Genomic DNA, 15,181 nt, shown 5'->3' with positions numbered 1-15,181 from the left:
TATGAAATTAAAATACCTATATACTTTTGCCATACTCAGCCTTTGCCTTAGTGCAAATGCCCAGAAAAAAAACATCCTTACTTTGGATTTGGATGCCAGTATTGAAATCGCAAAGAAACAAAGCTATAGCATTCGCATGCTTAGCGAAAGCTTAAAAGGAGCCGAGTACAATCTTAAAGCAGCAACCAGTTCTTTTAAAACACATGTAACTTTGGATATGGAATTGCCCAACTATTCCGAACGCATTACATCCTACCAGGATTCCATTGGTTTAACCTACTTTTCGGATAAGCAATTGTCTTACTCCACTAATCTTACCATAAACCAGCCCTTACCAACCGATGGGAATTTGTTTATTCAATCTGGTATTTTTAATACCGACGATTACGATCAGGATGAAAAAATAATGCAAATGACAACCAGATTAGGTTTTTCACAGCCCATTCAGTCCTTGTACATGTACAACAAGATTAAAACCGATTACGAAAGAGCTAAAACCAATTACGAGCTAACGGGTAAGCGTCTTAAAAGAAATGAATTGGACATCATTTATCAGGTTAGTGAAACCTTTTATCGATTGCACTCTTCTAAAGAGAGAATGAAAATTGCAAACAAATCACTTCAGCGCCAGGAAAAAGCATATCAAATAGCCGAGAATAAATTCAAAGCGGGCTTAATTCGAGAGGTAGAAGCTCTGCAAATGGAAGTCGATTTAGGAGAAGCAAGAAACACCTACGATCTGGCTTCGGTAAATTATGAAACTCAATTGAATATTTTCAAGCAAACCCTTGGTATCTCACTAAAGGATAGCATTGTTCTAAAAAGTGATTTTAATTACCATCCCATACAGGTTGATGTGCAAAAAGCCATTAAACATGGTTTGGATTCCAGAATGGAATTGAAAGAAAAACAACTGCAATTGAAACTGGCTAAGCTGGATATTAAAAGAGTGAAATCCTATGGAGCCATTTCGGGTAGTATTAATGCCTATTATGATTTAATTGGAATTGAAAGAACCGACCGAAACACTTCTTTGAACACAGCAATTAAAAACTCCTGGAGTAACCTGAAAGATCGACCTGGAAACTTTGGTGTTGCCTTTAAAGTTAGTATTCCTATTTTGGATTGGGGTGAAAATAAAGCAAGAGTAAAATCAGCTCAAACTCAAATCAATCAGAATTTACTTGATATTGAAGAGGAAACCGTTACCATAGAAAGAGAAATAATTAGCACGGTAAATAACCTTCACAGTAGTTTACGCAGACTGCAATTGCTCGAGAAAAATGTTGAGGTTGCAGAGAAAAGTTTTGCCATATCACAATCACGTTTCTCTAATGGAGATATCGATACCCAAGCCCTGGCCTTGGATCGGGAACGTTTGGACAATTCACACATTTCCCACCTTGAAGCATACATTAGCTACAAAATGAATCTGGCGGATTTAATGAGAAAAACCTTTTACAACTTTGAAAAAAACAAAGAGGTTGCTTATTAAACCAAAAAAGAAGAGCCTGAAAAAATTATTTCAGGCTCTTTTTATTTCTTAAGAACATCAATCAGTTCATGCAGCTTGTCTTTTAATTCCATCAAATCTTCCATTTTCATTTCATCCGATAAAATACAAGAGGAAATGCCTTTCGGAATCTTTGCAGCTTCAATTTCCATGGCTCTCCCCTTCTCTGTCAATTTTACAATCACTCTTCTTTCGTCTTCATTGCAACGTTCGCGACTAATAAAATCCGATGATTCCATTCTCTTTAGCAGAGGCGTTACCGTATTGGTATTCAATATTAGCTTTTGAGAAATTTCGTTCACTGATACTCCATCCTTTTCCCATAGCACCATAAATACCAAATACTGTGGGTAAGTAATGCCCAATTCATCTAAAAAAGGTTGATACTCTCTTGTAATCAGGCGTGAAGCTGCATACAAATGAAAACACAATTGATTATCTAATTTAAGTTGATCAAAACTCATTACGAATTCTATATGTTAATTTTATGAAGCAACAAAATTGTTACAATTCCTGCACTATTTCAAAAGTTTTTCTAAAAACTTCCCTATTTTTTCTGGCTTGGTAGTCGGTGCAAATCGTTTTATTGCTTTTCCATCTCTATCCATCAGAAATTTTGTAAAATTCCATTTGATACTCCCTCCTAAAAATCCTTTCAATTCCTTTTTAAGATACTGATACAAAGGATGTGCATTCTCGCCATTTACCTCAACCTTTTCGAACATGGGAAAGCTCACTCCATAATTGATTAAACAGCCTTCGGATATGGTTTTAGCATCTCCTGGCTCCTGATTTCCAAACTGATTGCAAGGAAATCCGAGAATGATCAAACCATCCTCTTTATATTTTTGATACAATTCCTCCAAGCCTTTGTACTGAGGAGTTAATCCACATTTGCTTGCTGTATTCACAAGCAGAACCATTTTCCCCTCAAAATTTCTCATGCTAAGCTCTTTGCCCTGCAGACTTTTGGCTGTAAAATCATAAAAACTTTTTTCCATTTCTTTATTTGTATCGTTTGCGATACGAATATACTTATTTTAGATCGGTCGTGGTCTTTATTCTAAAATAAGATACAATTTGATAAAACATTATTGCTAAGTCATAACAAGTTTTCTAAATTAGGATCCGTAAAAATTTACCAAACTATACATTTAAACCTCTCACATCCATTATGAAAATTATCTACCTACTTATTCTCCTGTCACTTGCCTATTACTTATTCAGAAAACTTTGGAATAACAAAACATGGAAAACACCTAAAACTCCATTTCCAGGTGATTGGAGAAAAATATTAATCTCAAAAGTGAATTTTTACAATAGCTTATCTGCCGAAGAAAAAACCAGATTCGAATTTAAAGTGCATGAGTTTCTGCTGAATTGTAGAATTACTGGTATCAACACCACAACGGATACTACCGATGAAGTGCTGGTTGCTGCAAGTGCCATAATTCCGGTATTTGAATTTCCTCAATGGAAATACACCAATCTGTTCGAAGTATTGATTTACCCAAGCAGTTTCAACGATAAATTTGAAACCAATGGTGAAGATTCCAGAATATTAGGCATGGTAGGCTCAGGTTATATGGAAGGCAAAATGATTCTGTCTCAACGAGCACTTCATCATGGATTTTCGAACGGATCTGATAAAAAGAATACAGCTATTCACGAGTTTGTACATTTAATCGACAAGCTGGACGGCAATGTTGATGGCATTCCTGAAGTGTTGGTAAACAACCAATTTGCATTGCCCTGGGTAGATTTAATATCGAAAAAGATTGATGAAATCTACGAAAACAAATCAGATATCAATCCTTATGGAGGCACCAATAAAGCAGAGTTTTTCGCCGTTATTAGTGAGTACTTTTTCGAAAGACCAAAACTTTTAAAACAATCTCATCCTGAACTCTACCACTTACTTGAGGAAATTTTCAATCAAAACATGTCCACTCGTAAATTGATGAAATCAAAACAGAGTATTGGCAGAAATAGTCCTTGCCCTTGCAATAGTGGACTTAAATTCAAAAAATGCTGTGGTAAACCGCATTATTCATAGCAAATAGAAAATCTGTATTGTACATTTGCAGTTTGCGAGAATAGCAATTAACACACATTTCAATTTAGATCTCAATATATGAATCAGCTTCAAAATATATCCATAGTCCTTCTGGCTGCTTACTTTATCGCCATCCTATTTATTGTTTTGCGATCGAAAGCCAGCAAGAACACCGAAGATTATTTTTTGGCTGGAAGACAACTTCCTTTCTGGGCTCTATCCATCACTTTCATTGCTTCCTGGTGGGGAGGCGGATCGGCTATCGATTTGGTGGATCATGGTTTCAACCAGGGAATCAGTTCCTTTTGGATCTATGGAATGCCAGTACTTTTCTCTACTTTTTTAATGTTCCTTTTCTCGAAGGGAATACGAAAAATAGGCACCATTACTCAACCGCAATTAATGGAAGAGCGCTACGACAGAAAAGTTGCTCTGCTCCTATCCATCCTAATCCTGATTTTCATGATATTGGGCGTAGCCACTCAAGCTGTTGTTATTGGCAGATTCTTCCAATCCTTTTTTGATGTGGATTACAAAGTAGCAGCTTTAATCGGTACCCTAATCGTTTTGGTCTATTCATTTTTTGGTGGTTTTAAAGGAGTTGTAGTTACTGATATTATTCAATTTGTCTTTTTATTAATTGCTGCCATTGCCTTATTTGCATTTGCTTATCACCATTCCGGTGGATTCGAAAAAGTGCATGAGATAGCTATCAAGTCTGATAAACCAGAATTTTTCTCATTCTTTCACAACATATCCGGCAACTTTGTATTCATCATCACCTTTGGTTGTTCCTGGATGATTCAAGCCAATATCTGGCAAAGAATATCCGCTACCAAAATACCTGATGATGCCAAAAAGATGATGTCGCTCTCTTTTTTCGTATTCATTCCGCTCTATCTTATTGTTACTTTAACAGGAATGTTAACTGTTGGCTTATACGATACGGTTCCCGAAGGTGGTATTGTAGCTGCTTTTATCGTGGATTACATGCCAATGGGAATGGCAGCCTTGCTATTTGTGGGCTTGTGCTCGGCTATCATGTCAACCATGGATTCCATGGTAAACACAGGAGCTCTGGTACTAAGCGTAGACATTATAAAAAGTAGAATTCTACCCAATGCCAAATCCTCACAAATGGTTTGGATTGGAAAACTCTCTACTCTTGTAATTGCAATCCTGGGCTTACTAATTGCACTCGAAATTCGTTCCATCCTAAGAATCGCCTGGATTGGTTCCGATTTTCTGGCAACAGGAGCATTTGTTCCATTGATACTCGCCTTTATTTGGAAACGAGGGAACTCTACTGCAGCTGCTTGTTCAATTGTATTTGGTTTGCTTTTCTCCACCTATAATTTGCTGGTTGCCTTAGGTGTTAAACTCCCTACTCCATGGGAAATTGCATCAGTTCAGCAAGCTGCTGTAGGTATGATTGGTTCTGCCATTATTTTTGTATTGATAAGTTATCTTACACAATCAGAACCAGAAAAAGCTAAGGCTTTTATCGAAAAGGCTGGGATGGTAGAATTGGATTAAAGCTGACAGCACTGGCGAAGTTTTCAAATGATTCTCGCCGATAGTAGAATCCAAAGGATTCATATATATAGTATTATTGACAGGATATGAGTGCGATCCCATCGGGATCGAATGTCCTATTTATATCATCTTCTAGAATCATACAATCCCTCTGGGATTGTTCCATACCAAATATTCACCCATCCTTCTATTAATTTACATTCATTCTATTTTGTTTAATAAATGCTTTTAAATAAATTGGGATGCCTAATTATTATGTAGCTAACCCAACCTCCATAAAGAATTTGATTAAATGAAAACTCTTCAACTCTCCTTAATACTTTCATTACTACTATTGGTGAAGTATTCTTACTCTCAAACGCCTGTAGGTTTACACTACGACATAAACGGAAAAGCAATTCACGGATACTTTGATCCATTAAGTTATGCACCCGAAAAGAAGCTAATTAAAACCATATTCTCAGATTCTTACGAAAAAGGACATTATTACGATAGCATTGGAAATAAAGTAGAAGGACTCATTCAATTTGAAAACAAGAAAATTTATTTCAAAGAGAAGAGTTCATCTGATAGTATCCTATTCACACCCGATAAAGTGAAAAATTTTGTAATTGGTGTGGATTCCTTTTTTGTTGCTCAACACTTTTATTTGAGAGGTTTACTGTATAAGAAACCTGAGTATGTTAAATTTCTCTACGAATATAATGGGAACATTTTTGCCAAACACTATAAATTTTCTGAAGGTCTCTCCTTCCAGATGACGGGAAATCAATCCATTAAAGAATCCTACATGGTAAAAGAAAAAGATCAGATGATATTGGATCATTTTCCTAATACCAGAAAATTTAAAGAAAAAGCATTAAAATATTTTGGTCATCTACCACATATCAAAAATAAAATTAGCTCAAAAGAATACAAGGCGGACGATATGCTCGCTATTATCAAATATGCCGAATACGATAGTAAGTTTCATAAATCAGAACCTATCTATTTTGATGCCTATTGGCAGGAAGTGCGAAATACCGCCAAAGCAAAATATCACGCATTAATTGCCAACAGACAAGATTCCATTTGGACCTTTGATTACTATCAGGATAGTGTAAAACTGTACTCGGTAAATTACAGTGCATTTTATCCAAACATTAAAAATGGTGAATTCACTGCCTATTATAGCAATGGAACTGTTCGTCATATTATAGATTACAAAAACAACAAAGCCAAATCAGAAAAAACATTCGATAAAAAAGGAAATTTACAGGTTTATTATCAACACTATAAAAGAAAGATTGCTTCATCGAGTAAGTTTATTGTAAAAACCATCTACCACTCGGTAATGGATTCGCTTGGCAACAACATATTGAATAAAGGAACCGAGCAAAGCATTGATGTTTACGATGAATTTCAGAAATTAAACTACACCCATAAGTATAAAAACAGAGAGTTGGTTTCTTCTTACAGATTAATGGGAAAAGATACTGTATATCAGATCACCAATCCAAGCTATCATTTTAAGATCAGTCAGATTCAGAAAAGCTTTAATTATTACCTTGCTGAAAAGAAATTCGAAAAAGCACTGAGCGTTAATGCTCAAGGAATTGTTATGGTTTCCATTATATTGGATAAAAAAGGTAATATTGTAAAAAAGAAACTTTTATCGCGTCAGCACCCCGAGATAGACGAGTGCGTATTGGATTTTCTAAGAAGTGGTTTTCCAACTTCGACTATGGCAAAAGCCAATTTTAAAGCCTACAAACACAATAAACGAAAACAATTTTGTGAGTTTGTTCTTCCGCTCGACTTTAGTATAATTCGATTTTATCGTCAACCTGTAAATTACAATCACTTTAATCATTGGAATCATCTTCACAGATGGAACTGGGAGCAACAACAGCTACAAATGCATAAACATATTCAGCAAACGATTAAAAACTTACCTCCTCCTCCAACGGTAAAATTTAACAGGAACTTTTAATTCGGACATTCAGATATGAGGATATAAGCATGAACGACCAACTACAAAACGAATTACTGGAGCTTGATTGGGATAATTTTAATTCAATTATTGATCTATATGAAAGGAATTTAATCTATTTCAAAAATTTTAATGAAAAAAAAGACCTGGACGCAATAGAAGAAATTACCTATATAAAACTCTCTTATATTTTAGCTTTAGATAAGAAGAAACACTATACCAAAGCAAATAAATGTTTAAAGGAGGTGGCTATTCTTGTTTCTAGATTGAAAGGATCGGAATATTACGATCAAACGAATGAAAAATATTGGTATGCATGTGGTGTTATAGCTCAAAGATTTGACAAATATGAGGAATCTCAATCCTACTTTTCGCAACTGGTCAAGATAGATCCAGACAATCATATGTATAAAACGTGGTACGACTCAAATCAGGAATGGAGGCTGTACAATCAAATTAAATTCATAGGATATTTAGGAATGGGACTATTTTTTATAAACCTTTTTGCTAGAATTTTTGATTTATATAGGCATGATTTATTTCTAAAACTCGATTTTCTCGCTTTTTTCCTTATTCTTTTAGGGTTTTGGGGCTATAAACCAATAAAATACTTTAAAAAACTATGGAAGAATGAGATCTAAACTACGAGCAATAGAATTCAAAAAACATCTACATATTGAAACCATCGGAAAGACCAGATTCTATATTGGTCTTATCATCGGTATATTGTTCTTATTGGGAACAATTGGAAATAGATTGCTGAATATCCGATCAGGAATGTTCATTCACAAGCATCTCAGTTATCCTGATCTTGCCCATCTGTTTATACACTATTTTGGACTTGTAGCTTACATTTCTGGTGTTGTAATTCTCATCTGGTTTTTAAACGCTCGCTTACACGTTAAAAACAAGGCAAGGTATATCCGATTCGGAATCACTCAAATATTTATTTATCTGGTACTTTTCAACTCCTCTATTTTTAACACCAGTCAATTTACTTACAATCCTGTAAAATTTGACGAAATGAGAGTAATGCTTGCTGGTCCCTATCTCGATATCATTAAGTTCTTAATTGCTCCATTGCTATTTTATTTGAATTGGAATATGATTCGCTTGGCTTACAATTGCCGAAAATTCATTTTTATAAACCTGATTGTAGGAATTTGCTTTGCTATAGTAGGTACCCTACTTCATTGGCTGTAAGAAAAATTTAAATAAGAATATCGGTGCAAATTTGTAAGTTCTTCCATCCACCAAAAACATACTTGTCCATTTTTCGGTTGTTCTGCATGAACGAAGCAGGTATCTTTGTGTTAGAACAAAACCATTAGCAATATGCTTATTTCAGATCAACAAAAAAGAGAGGAATATTATGGAGCGGTAAAGGAAAAAAACAGCCAGTACATTGGTACCTTTTTCCTGGCTGTGAAAACCACTGGCATATTCTGTATTCCTACTTGTCGTGCCAGAACACCCAAGTTTGAAAACATTGAATTTTACACGCAATCGAAAGATGCATTGCACAATGGTTTCAGACCTTGTAAAATCTGTAAGCCCACCAATAATGCTTACGAACCACCAGCTGATATTAAAAAAGCCATAGAACTGGTCAATCAGAATGTTTTCGAAAAAGTAAGCGATTATCAATTGAAACAAAACGGTTTGCAACCCGAAAAAATCAGACGATGGTTTAAAAAGCACCACGACATGACCTTTCAGGCTTATCAAAGGATGCTACGAATTAACTCTGCATTTCAGGAACTTAAAAAAGGAAAACAGGTAACCGACTCTGCCTTCAACTCAGGGTACAATTCCTTAAGTGGTTTTGGCTACACATTTAAAGTATTGGTTGGCGATTCACCAAAAGAGAGCAAGGATAAGTCAGTCATTCTAATTAGCAGAGTTACAAGTCCATTGGGCCCCATGTTTATATGTGCCACCGATAAAGGAATCTGTTTGGTAGAATTTACCGATAGAAAAATGTTGGAAACAGAGTTTCGAGATCTTCAAAAGAAACTAAATGCGGTAATACTTCAGGGAGAAAATGAGCATTCCAAAGCCTGCAAAAAACAATTGAAAGAATATTTCGAAGGGAAACGAAACTCGTTTCAACTCAATTTGGATTTACCAGGCAGCCCATTTCAACACACAGTATGGGAAGAATTGCAAAAAATACCATTTGGCACTACCACTACCTATCAACAAATGGCTTTGCGAATCAATCAGGAAACAGCAGTTAGAGCCATGGCAAATGCCAACGGTCACAATAGAGTTTCCATTATTGTTCCTTGTCACCGAGTGATTGGGAAAGATGGAAAGCTTACCGGATATGGCGGTGGATTGCAAAGAAAACAATGGCTACTCGATCACGAATTAAAACACAAACAAGCATGACCTATTCATTAGCATTTGACATTTACGGCACTTTAATCAACACATCTGGAATTCAGGAATCGCTTGAAAACTTGATTGGAGGAAAAGCAAAAGCTTTTACAGATACATGGAGAAGTAAGCAGTTGGAATATTCTTTTCGAAGAGGATTAATGAACGACTATGTTGATTTCTCGATCTGTACAAAACAAGCGCTTGATTATTGCTGTCTGCAATACAAAGTAAAGCTTACAGCAAGTCAAAAACAGCAACTCCTTTGGGAATACAAGGAATTACCCGTATTTCCTGATGTAATTGAAGGATTGCAGACTTTAAAGAGTGAGGGACATAAAATCTCTGCCTTTTCCAATGGCACAAAAAAAGACATTCACAGTCTGCTGTACTATGCCGACATCATTCATTTGTTCGACAATATAGTAAGCGTTGAAGATGTTCAATCTTTCAAGCCCGATCCATTGGTTTATGAGCATTTTATTAAAACTACCGCATCCGTAAAGGAGAATACCTATCTGATTTCCAGTAATTCCTTTGATATATTAGGTGCATTAAATTATGGATTGAAAACAGTTTGGATACAACGAAACGAAGAAAACAGTTTCGATCCCTGGGAGAAAGCTCCAAGCTACACTGCAAATAGCATCAGCAATATTGTTGACCTTCTGAAAGACTAAACGGATATGAATTACGAAAACTTTGAGACTCCAATTGGGAAAATCATTCTTATTGGAGACAAAAATGGAATCAGTCAACTTCTGGTTGACAACAAGAGCAAAGAGATACTTATAAGTAATGACTGGGTAAAATCCGAAAATCAGTTTGCCGAGGCTAAAGCACAATTGTTAGAATATTTCCAGGGAAAAAGAACTCGTTTCGATCTAAAATTAAATCCCAAAGGAACCGATTTCCAAAAAAAGGTATGGACAGAGTTAAGCAAGATTCCTTATGGTGAATTGAAAAGCTATAAAGATATTGCCATGGCTACGGGTAATCCTAAAGCCGCAAGGGCAATTGGAATGGCGAACAACAAAAATCCTATCCCTATAATTGTACCCTGCCACAGAGTAATTGGTGCCAATAAAAAATTGGTTGGCTATGCCTATGGTTTGGAGTTGAAAAAGCGATTACTGAATTTGGAATTGATCAATCATACATTCGAAATTTTAAAAGCGCACTATGGGAAATTGAATTGGTGGCCAGCTGATAGCGATTTTGAAATGATGGTAGGTGCCATTCTTACCCAGAACACCAATTGGAAAAATGTTGAAAAAGCTCTATCCAATTTCAATGGAAATTTATCCCCTGAATATATTGAAGATGTTGCTCCTGATGAGTTGGCAGAAATCATTCGACCGAGTGGTTACCACAACCAGAAAGCTTTAAAACTAAAATCACTGACTAAGTGGTTTAAAAAATACGATTACAATATCAGTGAAGCTAAAAAACAGGATGCCGATTTGCTAAGAGAGGAACTACTCAACATTAATGGCATTGGTGGCGAAACGGCCGATAGCATTTTGGTTTATGCTCTTGAAAAACCTTTCTTTGTGATTGATGCCTATACCCGAAGAATTTTTCACCGTGTAGGAATTGAGGTTCCTGATAAATATGAAGATTATCGCCTATTGATGGAAGATGCAATTCCTAAAAACACCAAGGTATACAACTTAAATCATGCTCTTGTAGTAGAGCATGCAAAGGCTTTCTGCCAAAAGAAACCATTATGCGATAATTGCCCATTGCAGGTAATTTGCAGCAAGAGAATTTAATTTTAATAGTAAATTTATTGTTTTAAAATAGTACTCAAAATTATATGATTACCACTGAACAAAAACAAAGAGCTAAAGAATTTCAGACTCTGCACCACAATAAAGAAATGTTACTCCTGCCCAATGCCTGGAATGCCGGATCGGCAAAAGTATTTGAAAAGCAAGGATTCAAAGCTGTAGCTACCACTAGTGCAGGAATTGCTTTTGCAATGGGCTACGCCGATGGCGAAATCATAGACATAGAAGATTTGTGTCTGGTGAGCCAACAAATTACCAGACGAATTAGCATTCCTTTGTCAGTTGATTTAGAGAGAGGCTATTCCGATAACCCAAAAGAGGTAAAAAAGAACGTACGTAAAATATTAGAAACAGGAGCTGTTGGCATCAATCTTGAAGATGGCAGACCCGATGGAAAATTGGATAGCCTAAATCTACTATTGGATAAGATTAAGGCTATAGCAGAACTAAAAAAGGAATTGGATTTGTCCTTTGTGATTAATGCAAGAACCTGCACCTATTGGTTAAATGTAGGAAGCGAAGAAGAGAAATTAAACACGACCATAGAGCGATGCAACGCCTTTTTAAAGGCTGGTGCCGATTGTGTTTTTATTCCCGGATTACTGCAAAAAGAAACTCTTGTTGAATTGCTTGCCAATATCAATGGTCCCCTAAATGCAATTGCCAATCCTGTTTATCACGATCTAAAAGAGATGGAACAATTGGGTATAAGTCGTTTGAGTTTGGGATCGGGACCGGTACGGGCAATGTTTGCCAATCTGATTCAAAACAGTAAAGAAATCATAGAGAATAGCGATATTAGTAGTCTTTTAAATCATGATTTTTCCTATGCCGCAGCAAATAAGTATTTTGCAGATTAACTAAATGTGATTCGAACAACTTTAAACACAATTAATATAAAATATAAGCACTAAGACAAACAAAGAATATCACAAAGAATACAAAGGAGATGCAATTACACTATCCATTCGGAACAAATGAGCAATAGACACAATTCTTTAGCACAAAAAAAGGCATTACCCAATAATGCCTCATCTCCATATTTTAAATGGCTTATTAATTAGAAAACATTTTCACCAACCACAGAATCAAGTAGAGACCTAATCCAACACCAAAACACAATACACCTACAACAAATGCAACTCGAATTATCGTTACATCCCAACCTAGCTTCCCACTTAGCCATCCTGATACGCCTAAAATCATATTTTATCTTTTTAATTCAACATGATATGAAAATAAGATTTTTTTAGAAAATGTAACGAATAATAGTAAGGAAACTATAGGGTAGCGAGCATACAATTGCAACAATTCCCTAAGCACAAGAATCTTTTTCCACAGAGGATACACTTTTAGTTCCTTATTTGAAAAAGTTGCTTAGCATCTCATGCTCCATCCTCTGTGGTTCTCAGTGTGCTCTGTGGTAGAAACCTAAAAAGTGAATAGACCCATCTTCAATTACTCCACCCCGGAATTGCACGTAAACACTCTTTCGTATCAAGATGAACCCTTTCCGTATCATGCAGTATGGCTTCCGTATCACGAAAAATGCTTTCCGTATCATCCGGTGGGTTCTCCGTATCACGAAGAATGGCTTCCGTATCATTAAAGTGGTAACTCCGCTTGATACGGAAAAGTCAAAACAGCGTACGGAAGACAAAACCAGTGTAACGGAAGGCTCACATTAGCGAACGGAAGGCAATCCTTTTGTAACGGAAGGATATTTTTGCCGTACGGATGACTCTCTTTTTCGAACGGACACAAAAAAAGAAGGGCACTTCTGCCCTTCACAACTAAACTACTTAAATTAATAAATAAAGAATAAATATGATAACCTAGTATTCTACATTTTAAGCATTCTCTTCGGCTGCCTTGGCCTTACGATAGGCAGCCAATCGTTCACGATTGTACTTACTCGAATAAGCCTGACGCTTATCGTCCTTATTCCTAAATACAAACTTGCCATAGGAACGAATTTCATCTACCACCTCTTTGCAAAGTGTGTAAGCCTTATCGCGGATGAGTTTGATATCGTCCTCGAAATACATTCTACCGTTGATATCACCTAACAAACCACCCATACTATCTGCCATTTGAGCAGCTGTATCCAATTTGGTAAGATCAAAATTAATAGCTGTAAGCAATTCCTGATTATCCTTGCCCAAAACCGACAAGCTTGCCATATCCTGAATGGTATCCGCACGGGAGTCACCCTCTTTAATGGCACTCAGTTTTTTTAGCAAGCCTTCGTCGGCTCTAAATGCAAAATCCATGTGGTCAATCAATTCCCGATGAAGATGGTACATGGCAGGAGCTTCAGCTTCCCAGGCATCAATAGCCTTTTGCTTATCGGTTTGCATCGATTCCCAATTCGATTGGGCAGTTCGCAAGGCTCCGCTGATACCCAAAAGTCGATCTAGCTTTGTAACATCGAAATTGAAGGCTTCCAGCAACGGCAAATCCAGGTTTGCACGTGTGTGAAGTCCCTCGGCTTCGTCGATAAATACTTTGTAGGGCATGTCGCAATACACTACCTTTTCTTCGGGTACTGCTTTAATTTCTTCCAGGTGATCCTGTAAATTTTGTTGATCAGACATAATAATAAATTTAAAAGATTAAAATTATCTCTCTCCACAAACCTTTCTCAAAAAAATAAATTTAAATAACTGAGTTGAGTCAGCTCCCAGTTTTACGATAACACTAACTAAGCTATAAAATTATAATTAAATAAAAAAACTTTTTAAGCAACAATTTGCAAGCCTGCACCCTCTCATTATTAGTTAAATACAGCTCAAGCCCACCAAAACACTAGCCATTTCGCTATGTTAATTTATTTTGATTTTTAGTCTTTTTAATAAAATTACCACACCTACAGCTTAAACTCTGTTTTACAGATGACTTACAAAGCAAAAATAATAACTTACACTTGCCAAAAGAACCAACAATTACATTACACTCCACCCAAAACTCACTCTGCTTTGTTAAATTCATACGCACCAACACCCCTCAATAAACGCAATACACATCAAGCCCAATAAAGCAATAAAGCTCCTCATCAATCAAGTCAAAAAGGAAAAATAACAAGCACATCAATTAATCACAAAAAAGGAAAGTTTAAAGCTTTTTTATGATTCCTTGAATTAGCGAAGAAAGATTTGTATTTTCGGAGACTGGTAAATATAAAAGTGCACAATACATACCTTATAAGTCAGTATTGTGCACTTTTAAAACCGATATAGTAAAAATATATGCACTTGTAGTGCACATATTAACAAGTTGTAACCAATTTAAGATAAACATGCTAATAATAATAGGAGTTCTAATATTACTTGGGATTATTTATTTGTCGACTAAAAATGAAAAAGTAATTGACAAGTTTAAATTTGAACAAAAGATCTCACCTATTGAATTTGAACAAGATTTCGAAAATATAAAAGTTGGTGGCGGAACTTTACGATTTTGGGGAAATTGGTTTGGAAGACCTATGGACAATTTTCATCAAATAAAAAAAGTAGAGTTTAATAAAGAAACAGGAAGACTCATTTTAATTTTAGACAAAGGAGAAAGAGTTACAGTAAAAAATCCTTCAGAGTTAAAAATTGGAAAAAATGAATTCCGAATTGAAAAAGCTGACGAAATTTTATTCGAATGGAATTTTTATGGAGAAAACAAAACTGAAGAAAATTTAAAATCTGAATCTTATGTCAATGATGGAATGGAAATTAAAACAGATTTTAGAAAAAAAGCCAATTGTAGTTTAAAAGAACCAGCTTTTAGAATAATTGGACGATAAAAACTGGTTACAACAAAAGTAACCGTTGCGCATCCACATAAAATTAGATGAATAGAATATAAAAGCCTTAAAAGTTTGTCAATAGGCAAGCTTTTAAGGCTTTGTTTTTTGCTTTTAGTTAGTGAAAAAGTAAAAT

At 35.7% G+C, this 15,181-nt stretch carries 15 protein-coding genes; 11 read left to right on the top strand and 4 right to left on the bottom strand.

From position 1 onward, the window contains the following. Position 1 precedes the first annotated feature (1 nt). Complete coding sequence (locus GCQ56_RS19850) at positions 2–1,495, top strand: TolC family protein (protein WP_152736288.1); 1,494 nt, start codon at positions 2–4, stop codon at positions 1,493–1,495. 41 nt (positions 1,496–1,536) lie between these two features. On the opposite strand, the gene GCQ56_RS19845 is transcribed toward GCQ56_RS19850, so the two are convergent. Continuing rightward, complete coding sequence (locus GCQ56_RS19845; RefSeq protein ID WP_152736287.1) at positions 1,537–1,977, bottom strand: MarR family winged helix-turn-helix transcriptional regulator; 441 nt, start codon at positions 1,975–1,977, stop codon at positions 1,537–1,539. Between the two features lie 54 nt (positions 1,978–2,031). Continuing rightward, complete coding sequence (locus tag GCQ56_RS19840; RefSeq protein WP_152736286.1) at positions 2,032–2,514, bottom strand: glutathione peroxidase; 483 nt, start codon at positions 2,512–2,514, stop codon at positions 2,032–2,034. A 173-nt stretch (positions 2,515–2,687) separates the two neighbouring features. Between GCQ56_RS19840 and GCQ56_RS19835 the strand changes: the two genes are divergently transcribed. From GCQ56_RS19835 to GCQ56_RS19795, 9 genes are all read left to right on the top strand, one after another. After that, positions 2,688–3,569 carry a M90 family metallopeptidase gene (locus GCQ56_RS19835; RefSeq protein WP_152736285.1) on the top strand — a complete coding sequence of 294 codons (882 nt, stop codon included), beginning with the start codon at positions 2,688–2,690 and terminating at the stop codon, positions 3,567–3,569. A gap of 78 nt (positions 3,570–3,647) precedes the next feature. Beyond that, a complete protein-coding gene (locus GCQ56_RS19830; protein ID WP_152736284.1) occupies positions 3,648–5,105 on the top strand; it encodes a sodium:solute symporter in 1,458 nt (485 codons plus the stop codon). A gap of 292 nt (positions 5,106–5,397) precedes the next feature. Then, a complete protein-coding gene (locus GCQ56_RS19825) occupies positions 5,398–7,077 on the top strand; it encodes a hypothetical protein (protein WP_152736283.1) in 1,680 nt (559 codons plus the stop codon). Between the two features lie 29 nt (positions 7,078–7,106). Continuing rightward, positions 7,107–7,718 (top strand): hypothetical protein, encoded by a 612-nt coding sequence (locus tag GCQ56_RS19820; RefSeq protein WP_152736282.1) that lies wholly within the window; start codon positions 7,107–7,109, stop codon positions 7,716–7,718. Further along, on the top strand, positions 7,708–8,280 hold the full coding sequence (locus tag GCQ56_RS19815; RefSeq protein WP_152736281.1) for a hypothetical protein: 573 nt from the start codon (positions 7,708–7,710) through the stop codon (positions 8,278–8,280). The genes GCQ56_RS19820 and GCQ56_RS19815 overlap by 11 nt, the downstream gene beginning before the upstream one ends. A gap of 132 nt (positions 8,281–8,412) precedes the next feature. Next, entirely contained in the window at positions 8,413–9,471 is a 1,059-nt protein-coding gene (locus tag GCQ56_RS19810; protein WP_152736280.1) for a bifunctional transcriptional activator/DNA repair enzyme AdaA, read from the top strand. After that, positions 9,468–10,139, top strand: a complete 672-nt coding sequence (locus GCQ56_RS19805) for a haloacid dehalogenase type II (protein WP_152736279.1) — start codon at positions 9,468–9,470, stop codon at positions 10,137–10,139. The genes GCQ56_RS19810 and GCQ56_RS19805 overlap by 4 nt, the downstream gene beginning before the upstream one ends. 6 nt (positions 10,140–10,145) lie before the next feature. Beyond that, complete coding sequence (locus GCQ56_RS19800; protein WP_152736278.1) at positions 10,146–11,234, top strand: methylated-DNA--[protein]-cysteine S-methyltransferase; 1,089 nt, start codon at positions 10,146–10,148, stop codon at positions 11,232–11,234. Between the two features lie 44 nt (positions 11,235–11,278). Next, positions 11,279–12,112 carry an isocitrate lyase/phosphoenolpyruvate mutase family protein gene (locus GCQ56_RS19795; RefSeq protein ID WP_152736277.1) on the top strand — a complete coding sequence of 278 codons (834 nt, stop codon included), beginning with the start codon at positions 11,279–11,281 and terminating at the stop codon, positions 12,110–12,112. A 196-nt stretch (positions 12,113–12,308) separates the two neighbouring features. Here GCQ56_RS19795 and GCQ56_RS19790 read toward each other — a convergent pair whose 3' ends face one another. Continuing rightward, positions 12,309–12,458: a PspC domain-containing protein gene (locus GCQ56_RS19790; protein WP_227006127.1), complete on the bottom strand. Its 150-nt coding sequence runs from the start codon at positions 12,456–12,458 to the stop codon at positions 12,309–12,311. Positions 12,459–13,102: 644 nt separating this feature from the next. Then, positions 13,103–13,849, bottom strand: coding sequence for a hypothetical protein (locus GCQ56_RS19785; RefSeq protein ID WP_152736276.1), 747 nt, complete (start codon positions 13,847–13,849; stop codon positions 13,103–13,105). 701 nt (positions 13,850–14,550) lie between these two features. On the opposite strand from GCQ56_RS19785, the gene GCQ56_RS19780 reads away from it, so the two are divergent. Continuing rightward, positions 14,551–15,045, top strand: coding sequence for a hypothetical protein (locus GCQ56_RS19780; RefSeq protein ID WP_152736275.1), 495 nt, complete (start codon positions 14,551–14,553; stop codon positions 15,043–15,045). The last annotated feature ends 136 nt before the right edge of the window (positions 15,046–15,181 follow it).

The organism is Marinifilum sp. N1E240 (assembly GCF_009295825.1).
GTDB classification, from domain to species: domain Bacteria; phylum Bacteroidota; class Bacteroidia; order Bacteroidales; family Marinifilaceae; genus Marinifilum_A; species Marinifilum_A sediminis.
This window is presented reverse-complemented; position numbering and strand designations above follow the sequence as displayed.